The 26,356-nt window shown below is 65.1% G+C and carries 24 protein-coding genes; 6 read left to right on the plus strand and 18 right to left on the minus strand.

The genetic code is table 11. The features are described 5' to 3' along the window. The first annotated feature begins 36 nt into the window (after positions 1–36). Positions 37–588 (plus strand): YggT family protein, encoded by a 552-nt coding sequence (locus tag B0E49_RS12855; RefSeq protein WP_077562599.1) that lies wholly within the window; start codon positions 37–39, stop codon positions 586–588. A gap of 203 nt (positions 589–791) precedes the next feature. Here B0E49_RS12855 and accD read toward each other — a convergent pair whose 3' ends face one another. The 18 genes from accD to B0E49_RS12945 form a co-directional block, all read right to left on the minus strand. After that, entirely contained in the window at positions 792–1,664 is an 873-nt protein-coding gene (gene accD / locus B0E49_RS12860; protein WP_077562600.1) for an acetyl-CoA carboxylase, carboxyltransferase subunit beta, read from the minus strand. A gap of 25 nt (positions 1,665–1,689) precedes the next feature. Beyond that, positions 1,690–2,535, minus strand: coding sequence for a tryptophan synthase subunit alpha (trpA, locus tag B0E49_RS12865; protein WP_077562601.1), 846 nt, complete (start codon positions 2,533–2,535; stop codon positions 1,690–1,692). An 85-nt stretch (positions 2,536–2,620) separates the two neighbouring features. After that, on the minus strand, positions 2,621–3,871 hold the full coding sequence (gene trpB, locus B0E49_RS12870; RefSeq protein ID WP_077562602.1) for a tryptophan synthase subunit beta: 1,251 nt from the start codon (positions 3,869–3,871) through the stop codon (positions 2,621–2,623). Then, entirely contained in the window at positions 3,849–4,550 is a 702-nt protein-coding gene (locus B0E49_RS12875) for a phosphoribosylanthranilate isomerase (RefSeq protein WP_077562603.1), read from the minus strand. The genes trpB and B0E49_RS12875 overlap by 23 nt, the downstream gene beginning before the upstream one ends. Next, a complete protein-coding gene (gene truA / locus B0E49_RS12880; RefSeq protein WP_077562682.1) occupies positions 4,547–5,341 on the minus strand; it encodes a tRNA pseudouridine(38-40) synthase TruA in 795 nt (264 codons plus the stop codon). Before truA ends, B0E49_RS12875 begins: the two co-directional genes overlap by 4 nt. Before the next feature lie 37 nt (positions 5,342–5,378). After that, a complete protein-coding gene (locus tag B0E49_RS12885; protein WP_353647355.1) occupies positions 5,379–7,835 on the minus strand; it encodes a motility hub landmark protein FimV in 2,457 nt (818 codons plus the stop codon). A 239-nt stretch (positions 7,836–8,074) separates the two neighbouring features. After that, entirely contained in the window at positions 8,075–9,238 is a 1,164-nt protein-coding gene (asd, locus tag B0E49_RS12890) for an aspartate-semialdehyde dehydrogenase (RefSeq protein WP_077562605.1), read from the minus strand. Positions 9,239–9,361: 123 nt separating this feature from the next. Beyond that, on the minus strand, positions 9,362–10,450 hold the full coding sequence (gene leuB, locus B0E49_RS12895) for a 3-isopropylmalate dehydrogenase (protein WP_077562606.1): 1,089 nt from the start codon (positions 10,448–10,450) through the stop codon (positions 9,362–9,364). A 42-nt stretch (positions 10,451–10,492) separates the two neighbouring features. Next, positions 10,493–11,146, minus strand: a complete 654-nt coding sequence (gene leuD / locus B0E49_RS12900; RefSeq protein WP_077562607.1) for a 3-isopropylmalate dehydratase small subunit — start codon at positions 11,144–11,146, stop codon at positions 10,493–10,495. 74 nt (positions 11,147–11,220) lie between these two features. After that, positions 11,221–12,642 carry a 3-isopropylmalate dehydratase large subunit gene (gene leuC, locus B0E49_RS12905; protein WP_077562608.1) on the minus strand — a complete coding sequence of 474 codons (1,422 nt, stop codon included), beginning with the start codon at positions 12,640–12,642 and terminating at the stop codon, positions 11,221–11,223. Between the two features lie 29 nt (positions 12,643–12,671). Beyond that, positions 12,672–13,610, minus strand: a complete 939-nt coding sequence (locus B0E49_RS12910; protein WP_077562609.1) for a LysR family transcriptional regulator — start codon at positions 13,608–13,610, stop codon at positions 12,672–12,674. Between the two features lie 211 nt (positions 13,611–13,821). Then, positions 13,822–15,132 (minus strand): citrate synthase, encoded by a 1,311-nt coding sequence (locus B0E49_RS12915; RefSeq protein WP_077562610.1) that lies wholly within the window; start codon positions 15,130–15,132, stop codon positions 13,822–13,824. Between the two features lie 11 nt (positions 15,133–15,143). Continuing rightward, a complete protein-coding gene (locus B0E49_RS12920) occupies positions 15,144–15,428 on the minus strand; it encodes an FAD assembly factor SdhE (protein ID WP_077562611.1) in 285 nt (94 codons plus the stop codon). 12 nt (positions 15,429–15,440) lie between these two features. Next, on the minus strand, positions 15,441–16,145 hold the full coding sequence (locus B0E49_RS12925; protein ID WP_077562612.1) for a succinate dehydrogenase iron-sulfur subunit: 705 nt from the start codon (positions 16,143–16,145) through the stop codon (positions 15,441–15,443). Between the two features lie 43 nt (positions 16,146–16,188). Then, entirely contained in the window at positions 16,189–17,979 is a 1,791-nt protein-coding gene (sdhA, locus tag B0E49_RS12930) for a succinate dehydrogenase flavoprotein subunit (RefSeq protein WP_077562613.1), read from the minus strand. A 28-nt stretch (positions 17,980–18,007) separates the two neighbouring features. Further along, positions 18,008–18,373 (minus strand): succinate dehydrogenase, hydrophobic membrane anchor protein, encoded by a 366-nt coding sequence (gene sdhD / locus B0E49_RS12935; RefSeq protein WP_077562614.1) that lies wholly within the window; start codon positions 18,371–18,373, stop codon positions 18,008–18,010. Positions 18,374–18,424: 51 nt separating this feature from the next. Further along, a complete protein-coding gene (gene sdhC, locus B0E49_RS12940) occupies positions 18,425–18,871 on the minus strand; it encodes a succinate dehydrogenase, cytochrome b556 subunit (RefSeq protein WP_077562615.1) in 447 nt (148 codons plus the stop codon). Between the two features lie 127 nt (positions 18,872–18,998). Then, complete coding sequence (locus B0E49_RS12945) at positions 18,999–19,793, minus strand: GntR family transcriptional regulator (RefSeq protein WP_077562616.1); 795 nt, start codon at positions 19,791–19,793, stop codon at positions 18,999–19,001. A 168-nt stretch (positions 19,794–19,961) separates the two neighbouring features. Here B0E49_RS12945 and B0E49_RS12950 point away from each other — a divergent pair, with 168 nt between their 5' ends. The 5 genes from B0E49_RS12950 (at position 19,962) to B0E49_RS12970 (ending at position 26,347) form a co-directional block, all read left to right on the plus strand. Further along, on the plus strand, positions 19,962–20,948 hold the full coding sequence (locus B0E49_RS12950; protein WP_077562617.1) for a malate dehydrogenase: 987 nt from the start codon (positions 19,962–19,964) through the stop codon (positions 20,946–20,948). Between the two features lie 139 nt (positions 20,949–21,087). Continuing rightward, positions 21,088–21,876, plus strand: a complete 789-nt coding sequence (gene tam, locus B0E49_RS12955; RefSeq protein ID WP_077562618.1) for a trans-aconitate 2-methyltransferase — start codon at positions 21,088–21,090, stop codon at positions 21,874–21,876. A 156-nt stretch (positions 21,877–22,032) separates the two neighbouring features. After that, positions 22,033–23,064, plus strand: a complete 1,032-nt coding sequence (locus B0E49_RS12960; RefSeq protein ID WP_077562619.1) for an HpcH/HpaI aldolase/citrate lyase family protein — start codon at positions 22,033–22,035, stop codon at positions 23,062–23,064. Next, positions 23,061–23,669, plus strand: coding sequence for a hypothetical protein (locus B0E49_RS12965; protein WP_077562620.1), 609 nt, complete (start codon positions 23,061–23,063; stop codon positions 23,667–23,669). The genes B0E49_RS12960 and B0E49_RS12965 overlap by 4 nt, the downstream gene beginning before the upstream one ends. Positions 23,670–23,737: 68 nt before the next feature. After that, a complete protein-coding gene (locus B0E49_RS12970; protein ID WP_077562621.1) occupies positions 23,738–26,347 on the plus strand; it encodes a bifunctional aconitate hydratase 2/2-methylisocitrate dehydratase in 2,610 nt (869 codons plus the stop codon). Positions 26,348–26,356 lie beyond the last annotated feature (9 nt).

Genomic DNA, 26,356 nt, shown 5'->3' on the forward strand with positions numbered 1-26,356 from the left:
GCCGCTATCATCCCATGACCTGATCGACTTGCACCCATGCCTTACCAAATCATCTCCTTCCTGCTCGACGTGACCATCGGCCTGCTGGGCGGCGCCTGCCTGCTGCGCCTGTACATGCAGTACCAGCGCGTGCCCTTTGGCAATCCGGTGGGGCGCTTTGTGTTTGCGCTGACCGACTGGCTGGTGCTGCCGCTGCGGCGCGTCGTGCCTGCGCCGGGGCGCTGGGATCTGGCGAGCCTGGCGGGCGCTTTCCTGCTGGTGCTGGCACAGTACATCGTGCTGTGGCTGCTGGCTGGCGCCGAGAGTGCGCTGATTTTTCTGCCGGTACTGGCCGCCTTTGGCCTGGTACGGCTGGTGATTTCGGGGCTGACGGGCCTGTTGATCGTGTATGCCGTGATGTCCTGGGTGCAAACCGGCGGCTCACCGCTGTTCCATGTGATCGAGCGTTTGTGCGAGCCGCTATTGCGCCCGATCCGGCGCATCGTTCCGCTGGTCGGGGGAATCGACCTGTCACCGCTGGTGCTGCTGGTGTTGCTGCAGGTGGCGTCGATGGTGTGGTGGACTATCCAGGCGGCCGTGCTGCACTGAGCCGGGAACGCCGAACGCCGCGAAGGGTCGCCCCGAGCAAGTTCGGCCCCCTCGGGGCCGGGCCGAAGCGTCATGCCTCGGCACGTGCATAGCGTAGGCCCGGCATGGGCTCGCTCCACTGTACAGCTGCGCGCACGGACGCTACGCGAGCCCGGCGCAGTACACGCAGTGGCAAGCGTGGGGGCTCACAAACGGCGCCGCCGTCAAGCCACCGCGTCCGCCGACTGGCGCAGCAGCATGGCCAGCGTGCTGGCGATGGTCTTGCGCAGCTCGCGGCGGTCGCAAATGAGGTCGATCGCGCCTTTTTGCTGCAGGAATTCGGCGCGCTGAAAGCCTTCGGGCAGGGTCACGCGCACCGTGGACTCGATCACGCGCGGGCCGGCAAAACCGATCAGCGCCTTGGGCTCGGCCATCACCACGTCGCCCACGAAGGCAAAGCCGGCGCTGACGCCGCCCATGGTCGGGTCGGTCAGCACGCTGATGTAGGGCAGGCCTTTCTTGGCCAGCCGGGTCAAGGAGGCATTCGTCTTGGCCATCTGCATCAGGCTCAGCAGGCCTTCCTGCATGCGCGCGCCGCCGGTGGCGGTAAAGCAGATGAAGGGCACCTTTTGCTCGATCGCCGCGTGCACGCCGCGCACAAAGCGCTCGCCCACCACGCTGCCCATGCTGCCGCCCATGAAGTCAAACTCGAAGCACGCCACCACCACGCTGATGCTGTGCACCGCGCCGCCCATGACCACCAGCGCATCGGTCTCGCCGGTGTTTTCCAGCGCTTCTTTCAGGCGCTCGGGGTATTTGCGGCTGTCCTTGAACTTGAGCGCGTCCACTGGCAGGACCTCCTGGCCGATCTCGTAGCGGCCTTCCGGATCGAGGAACACATTGAGCCGCGCGCGCGCACCGATGCGGTGGTGGTGGCCGCAGCTCGGGCACACGTTCTGGTTCTGCTCCAGATCGGTCTTGTAGAGCACCGTTTCGCAGCTTGGGCACTTGATCCACAGGCCTTCGGGCACGCTACGGCGGTCCGCCGGGTCGGTTTGCTGGATTTTGGGGGGAAGAAGTTTTTCTAGCCAACTCATGGGTTCAATGCTCCTGTGGATGGGATTATCGGCCAGCGGCATTCTTGGCCGTGGCGGCGGGCAGGGCATCGAGCGCCTCGCGGATGCCGGCCAGGAACGCGCGCGCCACGGGCACGACCTGCTCGCGCGGCTGGCCGTCGATCAACTGGATGATCTTCGTGCCGATCACCACCGCATCGGCGGCCGAGCCGATGGCTTGCGCCGTGCGCGCGTCGCGGATGCCGAAGCCCACGCCCACCGGAATGCCCACATGCTCGCGGATGCGCGGGATCATGCGGCCGACCGCTTCGGTGTCGAGGTGGCCGGCGCCCGTCACACCCTTGAGCGAGACATAGTAGACGTAGCCGCTGGCGATGCGCGCGACCTGCGCCATGCGCTCGGAGGTAGAGGTCGGTGCCAGCAGGAAGATCAGGTCGATGCCGGCGCCGCGCAGCCGGGCCGCGAAGTCCTCACACTCCTCGGGCGGGTAGTCGACGACCAGCAAGCCATCGACGCCCGCGGCCGCAGCATCACGGATGAAGGCATCGGGGCCGTGCACCAGACCGTAGTGCTCGACCGAATTGGCGTAGCCCATCAGCACCACGGGCGTGGTGGTGTCCTTCTCGCGAAAGGTGCCGACCATGGCCAGCACCTGCTTCATGCCGACGCCAGACGCGAGTGCCGCTTCGCCGGCTTTCTGGATCACCGGGCCGTCGGCCATCGGGTCGGAGAAGGGCACCCCCAGCTCGATCACGTCGGCGCCGGCGGCCACCATGCCGTGCATCAGCTGCGGCGTGATGTCGGCATAGGGGAAACCGGCCGTGACGTAGGGAATGAGCGCGCGGCGCCCGTCCTTCTGGAGGGCTGCGAAGGTGGCGGCAATGCGGCTCATGGCGCCTCCCGACGAGCCGTCTCAAGGGCGGCGCGCGCCCCCTCGGGGGGCAGTGAATACACGAAGTGATGAACGTGGGGGCTGTTCATGCCCTGCCTCCTTTCACTTGCAGGCCGCGCATCGACGGCCGGTCGTAGAAGTCCACCCCCGCCAGGTCGGCCACCGTGCCGATGTCCTTGTCGCCGCGACCCGAGAGGTTGACCAGGATGGTCTGGTCCGGGGTCATGGTTTTCGCGAGTTTCATGGCGTAAGCCACGGCGTGGCTCGATTCGAGGGCCGGGATGATGCCTTCGGTGCGGCACAGGTAGTGGAAGGCTGCCAGCGCTTCGGCGTCGGTGATGCCGACGTACTCGGCACGCCCGATGTCGGCCAGGTAGGCATGTTCGGGGCCGACGCCGGGGTAGTCCAGGCCGGCGCTGATGCTGTGCGTTTCGGTCACCTGGCCGTCCTCGTTCTGCAGCAGGTAGGTGCGGTTGCCGTGCAGCACGCCGGGGCTGCCGCGCAGGATCGAGGCCGAATGGCGGCCGCTGTCCAGCCCTTCGCCGGCGGCCTCGACGCCGATCAGGCGCGTGGCTTCGTGCGCAATATAGGGGTAGAAGATGCCCATCGCATTGCTTCCACCGCCCACGCAGGCAACCACCACATCGGGCTGCCTGCCGCCCGTCATCTCGGGCATCTGCGTCAGGCATTCCTCGCCGATCACGCTCTGGAAGTCGCGCACCATGGTCGGGTAGGGGTGCGGCCCGGCCACCGTGCCGATGATGTAGAAGGTGTTGTCCACGTTCGCGACCCAGTCGCGCATGGCTTCGTTCAGCGCGTCTTTCAGCGTTTTGCTGCCCGATTCGACCGGTACCACGGTAGCGCCCAGCAGGTTCATGCGGTACACGTTCGGGCTCTGGCGCTTGACGTCTTCGGAGCCCATGTAGACCACGCATTCGAGCCCATAGCGCGCGCAGATGGTGGCGGTGGCCACGCCGTGCTGGCCGGCACCGGTCTCGGCAATGATGCGCGGCTTGCCCATGCGCCGCGCCAGCATGGCCTGCCCGATCACATTGTTGATCTTGTGCGCGCCGGTGTGGTTCAGATCCTCGCGCTTGAGATAAATCTGCGCACCGCCCGTCTCGCGGCTGGTGCGCGCGGCGTGGTAAATCGGCGAGGGCCGGCCAACGTAGTGCGCGAGCTCGTATTTGAATTCGTCAATGAAGGCGGGGTCGTGCTGGTACTTCGCGTAGGCGTCTTTCAGCTCGTTGATGGCGTGGGTCAGTGTCTCGCTGACGAAACTGCCGCCGTAAATCCCGAAGTGGCCCGTCGGATCAGGTTGCTGGTACTGGAACATGGTTTGACTTTGCAAATTGTTCGTCGGCCGCGCGCACGGCGGCAACGAACTGGTTGATCTTCTCCGCGCTCTTGATCCCCTTGCGGATCTCGACGCCGGAACTCACATCAACGGCCAGCGTCCTGCAACGCGGCCTGACCTGCAAGATGCCATCGATCACGTTGGCAGCATTCAACCCACCACTCAAGACGAGGTGAGCGTCGACGCTTGGAGGTAGAAGTGACCAATTGAATGCCTTGCCGCCGCCGCCATAGCCGTCGACATGGGCGTCGAGCAGGATGGCCTGGGCGTTTGAGTAGTCCTGGGCGTATTTTACGAGGTCAAAGCCTGCCGCCGCCGCGTCCAGCGGAATCCGCGCGGCACGGAGGTAGGGGCGCGCGATGCGGTCGCAGTCCCCGGGCGTCTCTTCACCATGAAATTGAACTGTAGCCCCCGGAATGTCTTGGCAGGCAGCTATTATTTTAGTAGCGTCCTCGTTGACGAACAGCAGCACGGGCGTGACAAACGGCGGCAGGCGCCGGGACAGTTCCAGCGCGCGCGCGGGCGTGACATAACGCGGGCTGGGCGGGTACAGCACAAAGCCCACGGCGTCGGCCCCGGCGGCCACGGCCGCATCCACGTCCTGCTCGCGCGTCAGGCCGCAGATCTTGATCCTGGTCCTTTGCTGCTGGGTGGTCATGGAAGCCAATCATACGCAGCCGCACGGGCCGGCAGGCCCCAGCGGTCTTCGTACACCGGCCCCAGAAAGTACAAACCGTCGGGCGAGAAGGTGGGGGCGGCGGCATCGCGGTCGCGCGCGGCCAGCACGGTCTGTATCCAGTCGGGTGGCTGGCGGCCCTGGCCGATCGCGACCAGGCAGCCCATGATGTTGCGGATCATGTGGTGCAAGAACGCATTGGCTTCGAATTCAAAGCGCCAGTACCCGGCTTGAGTCGTGCCGCGCCGCTGAATCTCGATGCTGTTCATGATTTTAACGGGCGATCTGGCCTGGCAGGCCGAGGCCCGGAACGACGTGAAGTCATGCTCGCCCACCAGATGCCGGGCCGCCAGACGCATCGCATCCCCGTCGAGCGGATACATGGTCCAGCCCACGCGTCCCGCCTCCACGCTGGGCCGAACCGGCGACTCAAGCAGCACGTAAGCGTAGCGCCGGGCGATCGCGCTGGCGCGGCAATGAAACGCGTCGGGCACCTTGTGTGCCCATTGCACCGCAATGTCGGGGGGCAGGTAAGTGTTGGTGCCGCGCACCCACGAGAAGGGTTCGCGCCGCAGTGTGGTGTCGAAATGCACCACCTGCATCAGACCGTGCACACCGGCATCGGTGCGCCCCGCGCAGAGTGTGGAGACGGGCGTCCGGGTGAAGCGAGCGAGAGCCGTCTCGAGCTTGTCCTGAACCGTACGGCCCGAGAGCTGGCTTTGCCAGCCCTCGTAGGCCTGTCCGTTGTAGCTGATGCCTAGCGCCAGCCTCACCACGACGGGGCTGAAAGAAGAGCGGGCGCGTCCACGATCAGCGGAGCTCGGCAATCAACTGCTGGGCTCTAGCCCTCAGGCTACCCGATGCCTGGGCGATGACTTCTTCGGCCAGCGCGCGTGCGCCGTCCGAATCGCCAATGGCGCGGAACTCTTCGGCCAGCGCCAGTTTGGTGACCAGCGGGTCGTGGACGGATTCATGGGCGGACTCAGGGGATGCGAGCGGGGCTGCATCGGTCGGCGCGGTGTCCAGATCCAGCGACAGCGAATTCATGTCGAACTCGATCATGCCGGAGTTATGTACCGGCGCAGCATCGGCGGCGGCGACCGAGTGCTGAAAGCCGGACGTGGCGGCGCTGAAATCCATGTCCAGCGGTACTGCCGCCGAGGTGGGGGCATTGATGGTGACCGTGGGCTCTGCGGGTTGCATGTGCGGCGCCACGTCGTCCATGCCGACGCCCGGCCGGCTTGCCGTGGGCGGCGCTGGCGCATCGTCGGCCGAGAAGTCGAGGTCAAGATCGAGGGGTACCGGTGACTGGGACAGCGCGGGCTGCAGGGTGCGCGGCATGGTGCTGACCATGTCGTCGACAGGCGTCTTGCCGAAAGCCGGTGCGCCGTCTTGCGCGGACGGATGGCCGCCGGGCTGGTACAGGGGGTTCGCCGGGTCGAGATCCTGCCCAAGTTTGCAGATCTGCTCCCACTCGGGGCCCTCGCCCGCCGTCAGGTTGTAGGCTTCGGTGGCGACCACCTCGAAGGTCTTGACATCACGCCGCTTGGCGTAGATTTCCAGCAATTTGACATGAATCGCGACGCGCGACGGATTGGTGCGGATGGCTTCCTTGAGGATTTCCTCGGCCTGCAGGTCACGGCCATAGGCCAGGTACACATCGGCCTCGGCCACGGGGTCGACGTCGCCCGCGGCATCGAGCTGGCTGGCGGAGTACACCATGGACGAGCTGGGGACTGCCGCCTTGGTGGTGTCAACGCTCTGGCCACCGCTGGAGCCGAAGAACGAGTCGGGCTGCAGGCGGCTCTCCAGAAAGGAGCTGTCCACCTGGCCCGCCTTCTTGCGCTGGCGTGCCCGGTAAAAGCCAAAGCCTGCCAACAGGGCGATCAGGCCGCCGGCCGCCACTGGAACCAGGGGGTTGTCGAGCAGTTCGCTCATGAAACTGGTCTCGGGCGCCGGTGTGGGCGCCACCTTGGCGGGGGCCGGAGCCGACGCGACCACGGCAGGCGCCGGCGCTACCGCAGCGCTGGCGGCTGCGGCCACGGGTGCCACGGCCTCGGAGGCCGCCGTCGCGGCTGCTGCGGCCGAAGCGGCCGGGCTGGCCCCGCCGGCGGCGACCGCCACACCACCCGTTGCGGCACTGGCGGCCAGGGCGGGTGCCGAGCCAGCGGCGGTCGAGGCTGCTTCCAGCTTGCTCAGCTCGGTGATGTTTTTTGACAGTTCGGCCACGCGCGCGTCGGCATCCTTGGCCTTGCGGGCGGCGAGCGTGCTTTCTTCGGCCGCCTTGCCCTGCACCGCTCCCTTGGAGAGCGTCAGCTTGTCCGGTGAAGTGGCGGCAGGGGCCTTCTCTTCGACATTGGCCTGCAGCTGCCCACCGGCCTTGCGGTCTGCTGCCGCCATCTGCGTGGTGGGTGCACTCTCGGCCAGCTTGTGGCGGAATTCGTTGAAATCCCGGCTCTGCGCGATGATGGTCTTTTTCGCCTCACCCGCCGGCGTGGCGCCAGCCTGCTGCGCATCGGGCAGCGTTAGCACCGCACCGGCCTTGATCCGGTTCACGTTGCCGTCGATGAAGGCCTGGGGATTGGTCCGCAAAAGGGCGACCAGCATCTGGTCCAGCGACACATTGTCCGGCTTGTTGGCGGCCGCAATTCTGCCGGCCGTGTCGCCCCGGTTCACCGTCACCTGGTTGCCGGCACCCGACGGCGCCGGACTCGCAGCGCGCGGCGCTGGCGCCGGCGCGGGGCGGGTCGGCGCGCGGCGCGCTGACGGTGCCGCCATGGCAGGTGCTGGTGGCATGGCAGCTGCGGCAGAAGTCTGGGGCGCCGTTGGCTGAACCGGAGCCAGCTGCCGCGTCATGTTCGGGTCGAACAGCATCGTGTAGTCGCGCACGATGCGCCCGGTCGACCAGTTGGCTTCGAGGATGACGTCGATGAACGGGTCGTTGACGGCGCGATCGCTGCGCAGACTCAAGTAGGAGCGTCCATCGGGGCGTCGCTGCAGGCTGATCTGCAAACGGGAAACGGCGGGGTTGTATTCGAGGCCGGCCGCCTTGAAGGCGTCGGGAGAGGCCACGGTGGCGCGCAGGCTGGCGGCTTCTTCGGCGTTGATGTCCGGAATGTCGATTTCGGCGCGCAGCGGCTCACCCAGGGCCGACTGGACCGTCAGGCGGCCCAGTGCCAGCGCGTGGGCGTCGGCGCCGGCAAGACCAAAAGACACGGCGATGGCGGCCGCGACGGCGCCCGCCTGCCAGCCACGTGGTTTTTTCACTGATTTCTGAGCAACAAAGGCTGGGCTGGCAGACAATTTTTTTCGCATCATTGGGAGGAACGCCTAAGTACTTAATACTGAAATTTGACAGTAACATCAATGTCTTAGCCTGACAAGGCGAGACCGGTTTTTAGCTCTGCGCGTACGCAACTAGTCGCCACTTACGTGCACGAGGTTGTTGCCAAACGACAACGGCTGCCGTTAGGGCTCCGCGCCTACTGCCGGTGGCCGGTCCCGACTCAGGCGTCCAGCAGGATGCGCAGCATGCGCCGCAGCGGCTCGGCGGCGCCCCAGAGCAACTGGTCGCCGACGGTGAAAGCGCCCAGATACTCGGGGCCCATCGCAAGCTTGCGAATACGCCCGACCGGGATGCCCAGCGTGCCCGTCACCGCCACCGGCGTCAGGTCGTGAATGGTCGCTTCGCGCGTGTTCGGCACCACCTTGACCCAGGCGTTGTCGGCGGCGATCAGGGCCTCGATGTCGGCGGTCGGGACGTTTTTCCTGAGTTTGAAGGTCAGCGCCTGGCTGTGGCAGCGCATCGCGCCGATGCGCACGCAAAAGCCGTCGACGGGGGTGTGCGGTGTTCCGAACGCGGCGCCCTGGCCCAGAATCTTGTTGGTCTCGGCGCCGGCCTTCCATTCTTCCTTGCTCACGCCCCACTCGGCATCGTCCGAGTTTTTCCCGATACCCAGATCCTTGTCGATCCAGGGAATCAGCGAACCGGCCAGCGGCACACCGAAGTGGGCGGTCTCGGCGGCAGACAGCGACTGCTGGCGGGCCAGGATCTTGCGGTCGATCTCCAGAATGGCCGACTTGGGATCGTCCAGCAGGGCGCGCACTTCGTGGTTCAGCGTGCCGAACTGGGTCAGCAGCTCGCGCATGTGCTGGGCGCCACCGCCGGATGCGGCCTGATAGGTCATGGCGGTCATCCACTCGACCAGGCCGGCCTTGTACAGCGCGCCCACACCCATCAGCATGCAGCTCACGGTGCAGTTGCCGCCGATCCAGTTCTGGCCGCCCTTGGCCAGCGCGTTCTTGATGACCGGCAGGTTCACCGGATCCAGGATGATGATGGCGTCATCCTTCATGCGCAGGGTGGAGGCGGCGTCGATCCAGTGGCCGTTCCAGCCCGCCGCGCGTAGCCTGGGGAAAATCTCGGTGGTGTAGTCACCGCCCTGGGCGGTGATGATGATGTCGCACTTCTTGAGCGCGGCAATGTCGTGGGCGTCCTTCAATGTGGACTCGTTCTTCGCCTGTGCCGGGGCCTTGCCGCCCGCGTTGGAGGTCGAGAAAAACACCGGCTCGATCAGACCGAAGTCGCCTTCCGCCTGCATGCGGTCCAGCAGCACGGAGCCGACCATGCCGCGCCAGCCCACCAACCCTACGAGATTACCAACCTTCATCACATCGCCCTTTCGTTTCAAATCACTTTGGGATTCACGGCGGCCATTTGCGGCAGGCCGGGTTCCCAACGGTTTTGGTCGCCCGGCTCGTCGAGCCGGGAAGGCGTGACGAACCGGGCCGAGTCAGCCTTTGGTTGTCTTCTTGGTAATGGCAACCACTACCGCGTCACCCATTTCACGGGTTCCCACCTTGGTGGTGCCATCGGAATAAATGTCCGCCGTGCGCAAGCCCGAGGCGAGCACGTCCTTCACGGCCGACTCGATACGGTCGGCAGCCTGGGGCTGGTTGAGTGAAAAGCGGAGCATCATGGCAGCAGACAATATTGTAGCCAATGGATTGGCGATGCCTTGGCCGGCAATGTCGGGCGCGCTGCCGTGGCTGGGCTCGTACAGGCCCTGATTGCTGGCGTTGAGCGAGGCCGAGGGCAGCATGCCGATCGAGCCGGTCAGCATCGCCGCCTCGTCGGACAGAATGTCGCCGAACATGTTGCCGGTGACCACCACGTCGAACTTCTTGGGCGCCTTGACCAGTTGCATGGCCGCGTTGTCCACGTACATGTGGTCGAGCGCCACGTCGGGGTATTCCTTGCCAACCTCGGTGACCACGTCCTTCCAGAACTGGAAGGTTTCCAGCACATTGGCCTTGTCCACGCTGGTGACGCGTTTGCTGCGTTTGCGCGCCGCCTGGAACGCGACGTGCGCGATGCGTTCGATTTCCGGGCGCGAATAGCGCATGGTGTCGAAGGCTTCCTCGGTACCGGGGAAGTGGCCATCGACGGCGGTGCGGCGACCACGGGGCTGGCCAAAATAAATATCGCCCGTCAGTTCGCGGATGATCAGGATGTCCAGCCCGGCGATCAATTCGGGCTTCAGGCTCGATGCGCCGACCAACTGCTCGTAGCAAATGGCCGGGCGGAAATTGGCAAACAGGCCCAGATTTTTGCGCAGGCCCAAAATCGCCTGCTCGGGGCGCAGCGCACGCTCCAGCTTGTCGAATTTCCAGTCGCCCACGGCGCCGAACAGTATCGCGTCGGCGGCCTTGGCCAGCCGGAGCGTGGACTCTGGCAGCGGGTGGCCATGGGCTTCGTAGGCGGCGCCGCCGACCAGTGCGGATTCCATCTCGAACGGGAGATCGAGGACTTCCAGCACCTTGACGGCTTCGGCCACGATCTCAACCCCGATGCCGTCACCCGGCAGTACTGCAATTTTCATGGTTTTATCCGGTTTTTCTTTGATTACTATTAAATTGGTAGCTTACTGTGCAAGCGTGGTATGGGCTAGCCATGGTTTCTGTGCCAAACGCTGGGCTTCGAAGGACCGGATCTTGTCGGACTGCAGCAGCGTCAGGCCAATGTCGTCAAGGCCGCCCAGCAGGCAATGCTTGCGAAACGGCTGCACGTCGAACGGCAGCTCTTCGCCCTGCGGCTTGATGACGACCTGACGCGCCAGGTCCACCGTCAGCGCGTAGCCGGGGAAGGCCGCGGCTTCGTCGAACAGCTGGCCGACCTGCGCCTCGCTCAACACGATGGGCAGCAGGCCGTTCTTGAAGCAATTGTTAAAAAAGATGTCGGCGTAAGAGGGCGCGATGATGGCGCGAAAGCCGTACTGATCCAGCGCCCAGGGCGCGTGTTCGCGCGAGGAGCCGCAGCCGAAATTCTTGCGCGCCAGCAGGATGGACGCGCCCTGGTAGCGTGGCTGGTTCAGCACAAAGTCGGGGTTCGGCCGGCGTGTGGCCGGGTCCTGGCCGGGAAAGCCGGGGTCCAGGTAGCGCCAGGCGTCGAACAGATTCGGGCCGAAGCCGGTCTTGCGGATGGATTTGAGGAACTGCTTGGGGATGATCGCGTCGGTATCGACGTTTTCGCGATCCATCGGCGCCACCAGGCCCTTGTGTACGATAAATTTTTGCATGATGTTTGTCTATCTCTAGTCAGTTGAGGACAGAGCAAAATTGCTCCGCAATTCTTGGTCTGCCCCGCAAAGCTTCAGGAAAACCGGCGGATGTCGACAAAATGGCCGTGCACCGCGGCGGCAGCGGCCATCGCGGGGCTGACCAGGTGGGTGCGCCCGCCGGTGCCCTGGCGACCCTCGAAATTGCGGTTGCTGGTGGAGGCGCAACGCTCGCCGGGCTCGAGCCGGTCGGCGTTCATGGCCAGGCACATGGAACAGCCCGGTTCGCGCCATTCGAAGCCGGCGGCCTTGAAAATGGCATCGAGCCCCTCGCGCTCGGCCTGTTCCTTGACCAGGCCGGAGCCCGGCACCACCATGGCGAGCTTGACGTTTTTTGCTACCTTTTGCCCCAGTTTTTTCACCATCGCCGCGGCCTCGCGCATGTCTTCGATGCGCGAATTGGTGCACGAGCCGATGAAGACCTTGTCGATGTAGACGTCGCCGATGGCCTTGTTGGGTGCCAGGCCCATGTAGGTCAGCGCGCGTTCGATCGCGCCGCGCTTGTTGGCGTCTTTTTCCTTGTCCGGGTCGGGCACGCGGCCGTCGATACCCAGCACCATTTCGGGCGAGGTGCCCCAGGTCACCTGCGGGACGACGTCGGCGGCGTCGAGCTCGACCACCATGTCGAAGCGGGCGTCGGCATCGGACTGCAGCGTCGCCCAGTAGGCGCAGGCCTGGTCCCACTCCACACCGGTGGGCGCGAGCAGGCGGCCCTTCAGGTAGGCGATGGTTTTTTCGTCCACGGCCACCAGCCCGGCGCGCGCGCCGGCTTCGATCGCCATGTTGCAGACCGTCATGCGGCCTTCCATGCTGAGCGCGCGGATCGCCGCGCCGCCGAATTCGATGGTGTAGCCGGTGCCGCCAGCGGTGCCGATCTTGCCGATGATGGCCAGCACGATGTCCTTCGCGGTGATGCCGCGCGCCAGCGTGCCGTTCACCCTGACCAGCATATTTTTGGCCTTTTTCGCCAGCAGGGTTTGCGTGGCCAGCACGTGCTCGACCTCGCTGGTGCCGATGCCGTGTGCCAGCGCGCCGAACGCGCCGTGGGTCGAGGTGTGCGAGTCGCCGCAGACCACCGTCATGCCGGGCAGGGTGGCACCGTTCTCCGGGCCGATCACATGCACGATGCCCTGGCGTTTGGAGAGGAAGGGAAAGTAGGCGGCTGCGCCCGATTCGGCGATGTTGTGGTCCAGCGTGGTGACCTGCTCGCGGCTGATCGGGTCGGTAATGCCGTCGTAGCCCAGTTCCCAGCCGGTGGTGGGCGTGTTGTGGTCGGCCGTCGCGACGATGGAGCTGACGCGCCAGACCTTGCGGCCTGCCTGGCGCAGGCCTTCGAAGGCCTGCGGGCTGGTGACTTCGTGCACCAGATGCCGGTCGATGTAGAGGATGGCGGTGCCGTCTTCCTCGGTGTGAACGACGTGTTCGTCCCAGATTTTGTCGTAGAGAGTGCGTCCCATGAGGTGGTTTCCTTGTGGCTGAAGTAATTTTATGGCTGCGGCGCGGCGCGTGCGCCGAGGTGCTCGACCAGCAGGCGTGCGGTGATGGGCAAGGTGGCGAAGTCGCGCGCCACCAGGTCGATCTGGCGCAGCGCCCAGTCGTCGTTCAAGGGCACGCAGGCCAGATCGCCGACGCCCTGCATCAACTCGAAGGCGCGCCGTGGAATCACGCCGACGCCCAGGCCGTTGTGGATCATGCGGCACATGGCGTCCAGCCCGGTCACGCGGATGCGCAGCCGGATGGTGCGCCCGGCCTGCGCCGCGGCCTGCCGCATGGCGAGGTAGATCGAGCTGGTGGCGTGCAGGCCGACATGGTCAAAATCCAGTGTTTCTATAAAATTGATAGCTGAAAGTGCAGACAGCACATGGGCTTTGGGCACAATAAGCACCAAACGGTCGTGCCGGTAGGGCCGCGTTTGCAGCTCGCCCGGGCCGCTGGCACCCAGCACGGCGGTGTTGCAGATGCCCAGATCGGCGGCGCCTTCCTGCACGGCGCGGATCACGTCCATGCTGAGATGCTCTTCCAGGTCGATCTTGACCTGCTCGTGCTCGCGCACGAAGGTACCCAGGTCTTCGGGCAGGAACTGCACGATGGCGGAAATATTGGCGTGCACGCGCACGTGGCCGCGCACGCCGTCGGCGTACTCGCTGAGTTCGCCCTGCATCTTTTCCAGGCTGAACAGCACCGAGCGGGCGTGGTGCAGCAGGCTCTCGCCGGCCGGGGTCAGGTCGACGCCGCGCGTGTGGCGGTACAGGAGCGGCGTATCCAGCGTGGCCTCGAGGTCGCTGAGCCGCTTGCTCACGGCCGAGGTGGCGATGAACTCGCGCTCGGCGGCCCGGCCGATGCTGCCGAGCTCGCACACCGCCACAAAGAGTTGCAGCGAGGTCAGGTCAATGCGGCGGGCAAAGTTGCGTTCGGTGGGCTTCATGAATAAGCGCCGGAAGGTGGATTTCGGCCCTTTGTCATCGTGGTTGGCGATGGATCTGTATTTTCACCCTTTACAGGCTGATTTGCCGTCGCAATTCGCGATGCCTGCCTGCTTGAAGAGGCAGGCATGAAAAAGCCCGCACGAAGCGGGCTCCAAGCCGGTGAATCGGGCGGCCGGCTATGCGTGCCGGCCGGCTCAGGCGCGGGGGGGCTCAGCGCTTGGCAATCGGCTGCACATCGCGCCTGACCGAGCCGGTAAACAGCTGGCGCGGGCGGCCAATCTTGTACTCGGGGTCGCCGATCATCTCGTTGAGCTGGGCAATCCAGCCCACGGTGCGGGCCAGTGCGAAGACCGCGGTGAACAGCGACACCGGAATGCCGATGGCGCGCTGTACGATGCCCGAGTAGAAGTCGACATTGGGGTAGAGCTTGCGCGAGACGAAATAGTCGTCTTCCAGGGCGATTTTTTCGAGCGCCATCGCCAGCTTGAACAGGGGGTCGTTCTCCAGCCCCATTTCCTTCAGCACTTCCTTGCAGGTTTCCTGCATCAGCTTGGCGCGCGGGTCGTAGTTTTTGTACACGCGATGGCCAAAACCCATTAGCTTGACACCGGAGTCCTTGTCCTTGACCTGCTTGATGAAGTCGCCGATTTTCTCGACGCCGCCGTTTTTCTGGATGTTTTCCAGCATATTGAGGGCGGCCTCATTGGCGCCGCCGTGAGCGGGGCCCCACAGGCAGGCCACACCAGCCGCGATCGCGGCGAACGGATTGGTGCCCGACGAGCCGCACAGGCGCACGGTGGAGGTGGAGGCGTTCTGTTCGTGATCGGCATGCAGCGTGAAGATGCGGTCCATGGCGCGCTCGAGCACCGGGCTGACCTTGTATTCCTCGCACGGCGTGGCAAACATCATGTGCAGGAAGTTGGCGGAGTAGCTCAGGTCGTTGCGCGGGTACATGTAGGGCTGGCCCACGGTGTACTTGTGCGCCATGGCTACCAGGGTGGGCATCTTGGCGATCAGGCGGATCGCGGAGATCTCGCGGTGCTGGGGATTGTTGATGTCCGTGCTGTCGTGGTAGAAGGCCGACAGCGCGCCGACCAGGCCGGTCATGATGGCCATGGGGTGGGCGCTGCGGAAGAAGCCGCGCATGAACAGCTGCATCTGCTCGTTGACCATGGTGTGCATGGTCACGAGGCGCGAGAAGTCCTTCTTGCCGGCGGCGGTGGGCAGCTCCCCGTACAGCAGCAGGTGGCAGGTTTCCATGTAATCGCAGTTGACGGCCAGCTGCTCGATCGGGTAGCCGCGGTACAGCAACTCGCCCTTGTCGCCATCGATGTAGGTAATGGCCGACTGGCAGGCCGCCGTGGACAGAAAGCCCGGATCGTAGGTAAACATGCCGGTCTGGGCATACAGCTTGCGGATATCAACCACGTCCGGCCCCACGCTGCCCTGGTACACCGGTAACTCGACGCTCGGGCTGCCGTTGCTAAACGACAGGGTGGCTTTGTTGTCAGCTAGTTTCATTTTTTACCCTTTCAGCGGTTATCTCGCAATTGATTCAATACTTCGAGCACGTCGGCGCGATCCAGTTCCGGGCTCACCTGGGCCAGGGTTTTGCGCGACAGGTGCAGGTCCAGCAGGTCGTTGTCACTGAGGTCCATTAGAGCACCGAGCCCCTGGGCCTGCCGGATGGTCAGGCTTTCCTCATACCGGTTGAAAAACCGTTCGATGAAGATGTCATTTTCCAGCAAACCGCGGCGGCAGCGCCACTTGAGCTTGCTCAAGGCCCTCTCGTCCAGGCGCTCGTTCGCCATCTGCATTCCAGGCCCCGCTCAGGTGGCCCGAGAGACCATCATTTCCTTGATCTTGTTGATCGCCAGAGACGGGTTCAGGCCCTTGGGACATACGTCCACGCAGTTCATGATGGTGCGGCAGCGGAACAGGCGGTACGGGTCTTCCAGGTTGTCCAGCCGCTCTTCCGTGCCCTGGTCACGGCTGTCGGCCAGGAAACGGTAGGCCTGCAGCAGGCCCGCGGGGCCGACGAACTTGTCGGGATTCCACCAGAAGCTGGGGCAGGCCGTGGAACAGCTGGCGCACAGGATGCACTCGTACAGGCCGTTCAGTTCTTCGCGCTCTTCGGGACTTTGCAGGCGCTCCTTCTCGGGCGGCACGGTGTCGTTGATGAGGTAGGGCTTGATCGAGTCGTACTGCTTGAAGAACTGCGTCATGTCCACGATCAGGTCGCGCACGACGGGCAGGCCCGGCAGCGGTTTGAGCACGATCGGGTCCTTCAGGGTGCGCATATTGGTCAGGCAGGCCAGGCCGTTCTTGCCATTGATGTTCATGGCGTCCGAGCCGCACACCCCTTCACGGCAGGAGCGGCGAAAGGCGATGCCGGGATCCTGCGCCTTGAGTTTCATCAGGGCGTCCAGCAGCATGCGCTCGTGGCCGTCGAGTTCGACCTCCAGGGTCTGCATGTAGGGCCGGGCGTCCTTGTCCGGGTCGTAGCGGTAAATCTGGAAAGTGCGCTTGGTCATGGGGTTGTTCTCCGGTGTCTTGGTCGGTGCGGGTTCGCGCGGGTCAGAAGGTGCGGGTTTTCAGCGGGATGCTGTCAACGGTGAGCGGCTTCATCTGGACCGGCTTGTAGCTCAGGCGGCTGCCCTCCTTGTGCCACAGCGTGTGCCGCAGCCACTCGGTGTCGTTGCGCCCGAGCGGATTTTCGGGTGTATCGCCGTACTCGGCCACGCTGTGCGCGCCGCGGCTCTCGTGGCGTGCCGCGGCGGAGGTGATGGTGGCCTGCGCGACCTCGATCAGGTTCTCGACTTCCAGCGCCTCGATGCGCGCGGTATTGAACACCTTGGACTTGTCCTTGAGGTTGATGGCTTCGACACGTTTGCGCATCTCGGCAATCTGCACCACGCCTTCGTCCAGGATGGCCTGCGTGCGGAACACGCCCGCATGGTGCTGCATGGAGGCACGCAGGGCGTTGGCCACGTCCTGCGCGTATTCGCCGCTGCTGGCGCCGTCCAGGCGCGCCAGCCGGGCCAGCGGCAGGTCCGCCGCATCGGCGGGCAGCGGCTTGTGCGCCTTGCTCTGCTGGTTGAACTCCACGATGTGGTTGCCGGCCGCGCGGCCGAATACCAGCAGGTCCAGCAGCGAATTGGTGCCCAGGCGGTTCGCGCCGTGCACGCTCACGCAGGAGCATTCGCCCACCGCGTACAGGCCGTTCACGACCTCGCTTTTGTTCTCTGCGTTTTGCGTGACCACCTGGCCATGGATATTGGTCGGGATGCCGCCCATCTGGTAGTGGATCGTCGGCACCACCGGAATCGGCTCCTTGGTGATGTCGACGTTGGCAAAGTTGTGCCCGATTTCGAGCACCGAGGGCAGGCGCTTCATGATGGTCTCGGCACCGAGGTGGTCCAGCTTGAGCAGCAGGTAGTCCTTGTTCGGACCGCAGCCGCGGCCTTCCTTGATCTCCTGGTCCATCGAGCGCGAGACGAAGTCGCGCGGCGCCAGGTCTTTCAGGGTCGGCGCATAACGCTCCATGAAGCGTTCGCCATTGCCGTTGATCAGGATCGCGCCCTCGCCGCGGCAGCCTTCGGTGAGCAGCACGCCGGCACCGGCCACACCGGTCGGGTGGAACTGCCAGAACTCCATGTCCTGCAGCGGGAGGCCGGCGCGTGCCGCCATGCCCAGGCCGTCGCCGGTGTTGATATAGGCGTTGGTGGAGGCCGCAAAGATGCGCCCGGCACCGCCGGTGGCCAGCAGGGTGCTTTTGGCTTGCAGAATGTGGACGTCGCCGGTTTCCATCTCCAGCGCGGTGACGCCGATTACGTCGCCGTCGGCATCGCGAATCAGGTCCAGCGCCATCCACTCGACGAAAAAGCTGGTCTTGGCCTTGACGTTTTGCTGGTACAGCGTGTGCAGCATGGCGTGGCCGGTGCGGTCGGCGGCCGCGCAGGCGCGCTCCACCGCTTTTTCGCCGTAGTTGGCGGTGTGGCCGCCAAACGGGCGCTGGTAAATGGTGCCGTCGGCGTTGCGGTCGAACGGCATGCCCATGTGTTCCAGGTCGTACACCACGTTGGGCGCTTCGCGGCACATGAACTCGATCGCATCCTGGTCACCCAGCCAGTCGCCACCCTTGACGGTGTCGTAGAAGTGGTAGTGCCAGTTGTCCTCGTTCATGTTGCCCAGCGAGGCGCCGATGCCGCCCTGCGCCGCCACCGTGTGCGAGCGCGTGGGAAACACCTTGGAGAGCACGGCCACGTTCAGGCCGGCGCGCGCCAGTTGCAGCGATGCGCGCATGCCGGAGCCGCCGGCCCCGACGATGACAACGTCGAATTTTCGTTTGGTAACGGAATAAGTCATGAATTTCAGCCTCGGTAGTGGCGTGGCATCAAAGGCGCCACAGAACCTGGATGGCCCAGCCCGCGCAACCCACGAGCCAGACGATGGAGAAGATTTGCAAAACCAGGCGCAGCGCAACCGGCTTGATGTAGTCCATGAAGATGTCGCGCACACCGACCCACACGTGGTACAGCAGGGCGACGATGACGACGAAGGTCAGCACCTTCATCCACTGGGCCGCGAAGATGCCGGCCCAGGTGTCGTAGCCGATCGGCCCGCGGGTGAAAACCACTTGCGCCAGCACCAGCAGCGTGAACAGCGCCATCAAACCCGCCGTGACGCGCTGCGCCAACCAGTCCCGGAAACCGTAGTGCGCACCCACTACGAGACGTTTGGTGCCGAAATTTACAGACATGGGAAGCTCCTGATCAATGGCGGGCAGCCTGGAGGACCTGCCCGCAAAGGTTTAGTAAAGGCCGAACAGCTTGGCGCCGAGGATCAGCAGCAGGGCGATGCTCAACACCAGCGTGCTGGCGGCGGACTTGCGGCCGAATTCTTTCGACACGGCGCCGTGGTGGATATCGGCCCACAGGTGGCGCAGGCCGGCGATGAAGTGGTGCAAGAACGCCCAGATTAGCAGCAGGGCGACGAGTTTGATGAACCAGCCAGGTACAACGCCGATACCGATATTGAAGGCCGACTTGAAGCGCTCGAACGAGATTTCCGAGGAGACCGAGGTGTCGAACATCCAGATGATGAATGGCAGCAGCACGAACATGATCGCGCCGCTGATCCGGTGAAGAATCGACACCAGGGCGGCCAGCGGCATGCGGTAGGTGGTCAGATCCGTGAAGGCATTGATGTTCCGGAACTCGGGCCGTTTGGGTCGTGCAGGGGGGGCTAGCTGGGACATGAAATGGCTTTCGTGAATGTAACGACTATGTAATTGTGCAACGGCTGGCGACCCAAAATTCTATTGCAACGCAGCAAGCCGACGCGGCAACCGCAATTTTGGCCCGATTTCTGCCATCGCCCGCGCGTCAGTTCAGCTCGTTGCGGTAGTGGTGCGTATCCGTGCGGTACAGGCCGCGGCGCAGCTCCATGGGGACGTCGTTGTAGGTGCAGGCGATCCGCTCCACACTGAGCAAAGGCGTGCCCGCCTTGACCTTGAGCAGCGCGCATTGCGCGGCATCGGGCGTCACGGCGCGGATGTGCTCTTCGGCCCGCACCATGCGCACCCCGAATTCGACTTCGAACAGCGCATACATCGGGCCGTGGTAGTCCGACAGGCGCTCCGCGGTCAGTCCCTTGAACGGGCCGCCGGGCAGCCACAGATCCTCCAGAATGGTCGGAACCCCCGAGAACGACAGCACGCGGCGCACCTGCAGCACCGCGTCGCCCGTGCGCAGCGCCAGCGCGCGGGCCACGTCGGCGCTGGCGCGCAGGCGTTTGCAATCGATGATCTCGCGCTGGGCCGGCCCCTCGCTGTTGACGTCGCCGTTGTCGGGAATCAGTTTCAAGAAGCGGTACTGCACCTGGTGTTCGGCATGCGTGGCCACAAACGTGCCCTTGCCCTGGCGCCGCACCACCAGGTTGTCGGCCGCCAGTTCGTCGATGGCCTTGCGCACGGTCCCCTGGCTCACGCGGTAGCGCACCGCCAGATCCATCTCGCTCGGAATGGCCGCGCCGGGCTTCCATTCGCCCGACTGCAGGCTTTGCAGGATCAGGCCCTTGATCTGCTGGTACAGCGGGCTGAAGGCGGGTGTCGGGCTGGTTGCACCAAAGCTGCCCGGCTCGGCGTCGGAGGCTTCGGGATCGACAGAAGAGTGGGACATGGGGCGGATCGTTTGAAGGACTCAATCATATCTTATATAAGATATAAGACAAATTGACCGGTCCGGGTTTTCGCGGGTAAACTTGCAGCCTGTTTCGAACCGCTTTCGCCAAGCGCCCGGGCTCCTTTTTGGAGGCCTCTTTCATCACCCTTTCTGGAGCTGTCCATCATGAGCAAAAAACCCGTTCGCGTCGCCGTTACCGGCGCCGCAGGTCAAATCGGCTACGCCATCCTGTTTCGCATCGCCTCGGGCGAAATGCTGGGCAAGGACCAGCCCGTGATCCTGCAACTGCTCGAAATCCCCGACGAGAAAGCCCAGAAGGCGCTCAAGGGCGTGATGATGGAGTTGCAGGACTGCGCCTTCCCGCTGCTGGTCGAGATGCAGGCCCACGGCGACCCGATGACGGCGTTCAAGGACGTCGACTACGCGCTGCTGATCGGCTCGCGTCCGCGCGGCCCGGGCATGGAGCGCGCCGAGCTGCTCGCGGTCAACGCGCAGATCTTCACGGCCCAGGGCAAGGCCCTGAACGCCGTGGCCAGCCGCAACGTCAAGGTGCTGGTGGTCGGCAACCCGGCCAACACCAATGCCTATATCGCGATGAAGAGCGCGCCCGACCTGCCGAGCAAGAACTTCACGGCCATGCTGCGGCTGGACCATAACCGCGCGCTGAGCCAGGTTGCCGCCAAGACCGGCAAGGCCGTGGCCGACATCGAAAAGCTCACCGTCTGGGGCAACCACTCGCCCACCATGTACGCCGACTACCGCTTCGCCACCATCAACGGTGAGAGCGTGGCCAAGATGATCAACGACCAGGAATGGAATGCCAGCGTGTTCCTGCCCACCGTGGGCAAGCGCGGCGCCGCCATCATCGAGGCGCGTGGCCTGTCCAGCGCGGCCTCCGCGGCCAACGCGGCGATCGACCACATGCACGACTGGGCGCTGGGCACCAACGGCAAGTGGGTCACCATGGGCGTCCCGTCCGATGGCAGCTATGGCATTCCCAAGGACGTGATGTTCGGCGTGCCGGTCACCTGCGAGAACGGCGAATACAAGCGGGTCGAGGGCCTGCCGATCGACGCCTTCAGCCAGCAGTGCATCGACAAGACGCTCAAGGAACTGCTGGACGAGCAGGCCGGCGTGGCGCACTTGTTGTAACACCCCCAGGCTGCGCGCACTTCGTGTCGCTTCGCCACCCCCCTTGCCGGGGGCAACACCAGCGGCCCGGCAAAGCCGGTTCCGCGGTGTTCCGCGAAAAGACGCTGCTGCGTGAGCCAGAAATCCCCGCCCATTGACCATGCACGACTGGAATCCGGACCTGTACCGGCGCTACGAGGATGAGCGCACGCGGCCGGCGCAGGATCTGCTGGCGCGCGTGCCGCTGGAGCAGGCGGCGCGGGTAGTCGATCTCGGCTGCGGGCCCGGCAATTCCACCGAACTGCTGGTGCGGCGTTTTGCGACCGCGCAGGTCACCGGCACCGACAACTCCGAAGCCATGCTGGCGAGCGCACGCCAGCGCCTGCCGCAGGTGCGCTTCGAGCTCGGCGACATCGCGAGCTGGACGCCCGACGCCGCACAGGGCGGGGCGCCCGACCTGATTTACGCCAACGCCGCGCTGCAATGGGTGCCCGATCACGAAACACTGATTCCGCGCCTGTTTGCCGCGCTCGCGCCCGGCGGCGTGCTGGCCATCCAGATGCCCGACAACCGCCAGGAGCCGACGCATCGCCTGATGCGCGAGCTGGCGGCGCAGGCGCCGTGGGCGCAGCCTATCGGCGACGCCGACCGGCTGCGCACCGCACTGCTGGGCATCGGCGGCTATTACGACCTGCTGGCAAAGCAGGCGGCGCAGGTCGACGTCTGGCGCACCATCTACCAGCATCCGATGGCGACGCCCGCCGCGATCGTCGAATGGGTGCGCAGCACGGGGCTCAAGCCCTTTGTCGATCGCCTGCCGCCCGCACTGCAGGCCAGCTACCTGGCCGAGTACGAGCGCCGCATCGCGCAGGCGTATCCGCCGCGCGCCGACGGGCGCCTGCTGCTGGCGTTTCCACGCCTGTTCATCGTGGCGCAGCGCAAGCCATGAGTACCGGGATGAAACACCCCCGAAGCGCCTGCGGCGCCTCCCCCTCTAGGGGGCGCACCCAGCGGCCTGGCGGAGCCAGTTCCGCGGGTGCCTTGGCATTTGGCTACGCTGGTTTCATGGGGCGCGGGTCATGCCAAGCGCGGTGGAGCAAATGACATGAGCGCTGCTGGTCGCCATCCGCGCGAAGTGCTGCTGGGTGCCCAGGCGGCCCGCGCTTTCCTGCCGGTGTGCGACCACTACAGCGGCGTCGAGGCGCGCATGCGCAAGAGCCTGCAGCTGCAGGCCGAGTTCACCGAGGAATTCGGCGCCTGCGTGTTCGACGTGACGCTGGACTGCGAGGACGGCGCGCCGGTCGGTGGCGAGGCCGATCACGCGGCGCTGGTGGTGGCGCTGGCGCTGCTGGCGGACGGCAAGGCGCGCGTCGCCGTGCGCGTGCATCCAGTGGACCATCCCGCGTTCGAGTCCGACATGGCCACGATTGCGGGCGCGGCCGGGCGCAAGCTGTGCCACATCATGATTCCGAAAGTGGAGTCGGTGGACGACGTGATTCGGGCTGAAAAAGCCCTGGAGTCTGCATCTGCCGGGCATTTGCCGCTACAGGTTTTGATAGAGTCGCCGGCCGCCGTGCAGCGCGCCTTCGAGATCGCCGCGCACCCGCGCGTGCAGTCGCTGAGCTTTGGCCTGATGGACTTCGTCTCCAGCCATGGCGGCGCGATCCCCTCGGACGGCATGGGCGTGCAGGGCCAGTTCACGCATCCGCTGGTGGTGCGCGCCAAGCTCGAGATCGCCTCGGCGTGCCATGCCTGGGGCAAGGTGCCCTCGCACTGCGTGGTGACCGAGTTCAAGGACACGCAGGCGCTGGGCGCGGCCGCGCGCCGGGCCGCGCGCGAATTCGGCTACACCCGCATGTGGAGCATCCACCCGGACCAGATCCGCACTATCCTGCAGGCGTTTGCGCCGAGTCCGCGCGAGATCGAGATGGCTACAAAAATAATGGTCGCTGCTGCATCTGCAGACTGGGCTCCCGTCTCTTTTGAGGGCAAGCTGCAGGACCGCGCCAGTTACCGCTACTTCTGGCAGGTGCTGGAGCGCGCCCACCAGACGGGCAGGGAACTGCCCGATGACATCCGGATTTATTTCAACCCCGCTGACCCCCCCACGATGCATTCCACGGAGACACCCTCATGAAAGCCTTCCTCACCGCCAGCCTGATTCTGCTCAGCCCCGCCCTGGTGCTCGCGCAAACGGGCACCACGCCCGACGCCGCAGTGGCCAAACCGGCCGCCAAGCATGTCACCAAGCCCGCCGCCAGGCATGTGGCGAAGAAAAAGCCCGTGGTCAGCACGAACCGCCAAAACCTCAAAAGCGCCGCCATCAACGCGGCCGCAGGCATCGAAGCGGCCGACGCCGCGCTGACGCCCGCCGAGTTGGCGATTGCGCAGCGCGTATACGTGGGCAGCCTGCCGTGCGAGCTGGGTGCCACCGTCACGCTCACGCCCGATCCCAAGACGCCGGGCTACTTCGACGTGCGCGGCAAAAACTTCAGCTACCGCATGTTCCCGGTGGTGACGTCGACCGGCGCGGTGCGCCTGGAAGACCACCGCGAGGGTGCGGTGTGGCTCCAGCTGTCCAACAAGTCCATGCTCATGAACCAGAAGCTCGGTCAACGCATGGCCGACGAGTGCAAGAGCCCGGCCCAGGCGATGGTCGCCGAGAACATGAAAGAGCATCCCGGCCCCGGCCTGCTGGACGCGCCGGTGAAGACCGGCGCAGCGCCGGCCGCTACTAAATAAATAGCTTAAAGCGCCCGCCATTGAAGGGCTGGCGCCATTATTTTCTAAAATCAGGAAGGATCCCCTCCATGCTGCCCGAGTTTTTACAAACCTACCGTGCCCATGTCGCCGAGCGTGCCGCGCTCGGCATTCCGCCGCTGCCCCTGTCGGCCCAGCAGACCGGCGCGCTGATCGAACTGCTGAAGAACCCGCCCCCGGGCGAGGAAGCGGCGCTGGTCGAGATGATCACGCACCGCGTGCCCGCCGGCGTGGACGACGCCGCCAAGGTCAAGGCCAGCTACCTCGCTGCCGTGGCCCACGGCACCGAAAAATGCCCGCTGCTGTCGCGCGAGCAGGCCACCGAGCTGCTCGGCACCATGCTGGGCGGCTACAACATCAGCCCGATGATCGATCTGCTCGACGATGCCGCCGTGGCGGCGGTGGCCGCCGAGGGGTTGAAGAAAACCCTGCTGATGTTCGACCAGTTCCACGACGTCAAGGACAAGGCCGACCAGGGCAACGCGCACGCGAAGGCGGTGCTGCAGAGCTGGGCCGATGCCGAGTGGTTCACGTCGCGCCCCGAAGTGCCCAAGAGCATCAAGCTGACCGTGTTCAAGGTCACGGGCGAGACCAACACCGACGACCTCTCGCCCGCGCCTGACGCCTGGAGCCGCCCCGATATTCCGCTGCATGCGCTGGCCATGCTGAAGAACAAGCGCGATGGCATCACGCCCGAGGAAGACGGCAAGCGCGGCCCCATCAAATTCATCGAAGACCTGCGCGCGCGCGGCAACCTGGTGGCCTATGTGGGCGACGTGGTCGGCACCGGCTCCTCGCGCAAGTCCGCCACCAATTCGGTGCTGTGGTTCACTGGCGAGGACATTCCGTTCGTGCCGAACAAGCGCTTTGGCGGTGTCTGCCTGGGCAACAAGATCGCGCCGATTTTCTACAACACCATGGAAGACTCGGGCGCGCTGCCGATCGAGCTCGACGTGAGCCAGATGAACATGGGCGACGAGCTGGAGCTGCGCCCCTACGAAGGCAAGGCGCTGAAGGGCGGAAAAGTCATCGCCGAGTTCACGCTCAAGAGCGAGGTGCTGTTCGACGAGGTGCGCGCCGGTGGCCGCATTCCGCTGATCATCGGCCGCGGCCTGACCGCCAAGGCGCGCGAGGCGCTGGGGCTGCCGGTCTCGACCCTGTTCCGTCTGCCGCAAAGCCCGCACGACACGAAAAAAGGCTTCACCCTGGCGCAAAAAATGGTCGGCCGCGCAGTCGGCCTGCCCGAAGGCCAGGGCGTGCGCCCCGGTACCTACTGCGAACCGCGCATGACCTCGGTCGGCAGCCAGGACACCACCGGCCCGATGACGCGCGACGAGCTCAAGGACCTGGCCTGCCTGGGTTTCAGTGCAGACCTGGTGATGCAAAGCTTCTGCCATACGGCGGCCTACCCGAAGCCGATCGACGTGAAGATGCACCACGAGCTGCCCGAGTTCATGAGCGATCGCGGCGGCATTCCGCTGCGCCCGGGCGACGGCATCATCCACAGCTGGCTGAACCGCATGCTGCTGCCCGACACGGTCGGCACCGGCGGCGACAGCCACACGCGCTTTCCGATCGGCATCAGCTTCCCGGCCGGCTCCGGCCTGGTGGCGTTCGGCGCGGCCACCGGCGTGATGCCGCTGGACATGCCCGAGAGCGTGCTGGTGCGCTTCAAGGGCAAGATGCAGCCCGGCGTCACGCTGCGTGACCTGGTCAACGCGATTCCGCTGTACGCCATCAAGGCTGGCCTGCTGACGGTCGAGAAGAAGGGCAAGAAAAACATCTTCTCGGGCCGCATTCTGGAAATTGAAGGCCTGCCCGACCTCAAGGTGGAGCAAGCCTTCGAACTCAGCGACGCGTCGGCCGAGCGCTCCGCGGGCGGCTGCACGGTGCACCTGAATCCGGCCCCGATCATCGAGTACATCACCAGCAACATCACCATGCTCAAGTGGATGATTGCGACGGGCTACTCGGACGTGCGCACCATCAAGCGCCGCATTGCCGCCATGGAAGCGTGGCTCGCGAACCCGCAGCTGCTGGCGCGCGACGCCGATGCCGAATACGCGGCCGTGATCGAGATCGACCTGGCCGACGTGCACGAGCCCATCGTGGCCTGCCCGAACGACCCGGACGACGTCAAGACGCTTAGCGATGTGTCGGGCGCCGTGATCGACGAGGTGTTCATCGGCTCGTGCATGACCAACATCGGCCACTTCCGCGCCGCCAGTAAGCTGCTGGAAAACAAGCGCGATATCCCCGTCAAGCTCTGGGTCGCGCCGCCCACCAAGATGGATGCCAAGCAGCTCAGCGAAGAAGGCCACTACGGCGTGCTCGGCAACGCCGGCGCGCGCATGGAAATGCCAGGCTGCAGCCTGTGCATGGGCAACCAGGCGCAGGTGCGCGAGGGCGCCACGGTGTTCTCCACCTCCACCCGCAACTTCCCGAACCGCCTGGGCAAGAACGCCAACGTGTATCTCGGCTCCGCCGAACTGGCCGCGATTTGCTCCAAGCTCGGGCGCATCCCGACCAAGGCCGAATACATGGCCGACATGGGCGTCCTCACGGCCGCCAGCGACCAGATCTACCAGTACCTGAACTTTGACAAGGTCAAGGATTACACGGACCTGGCGGATACGCTGAAGGAAGGCGTGGTGGCGTAAGCGCTGCAC

Source organism: Polaromonas sp. C04, assembly GCF_002002705.1.
Lineage (GTDB): Bacteria > Pseudomonadota > Gammaproteobacteria > Burkholderiales > Burkholderiaceae_C > Rhodoferax_A.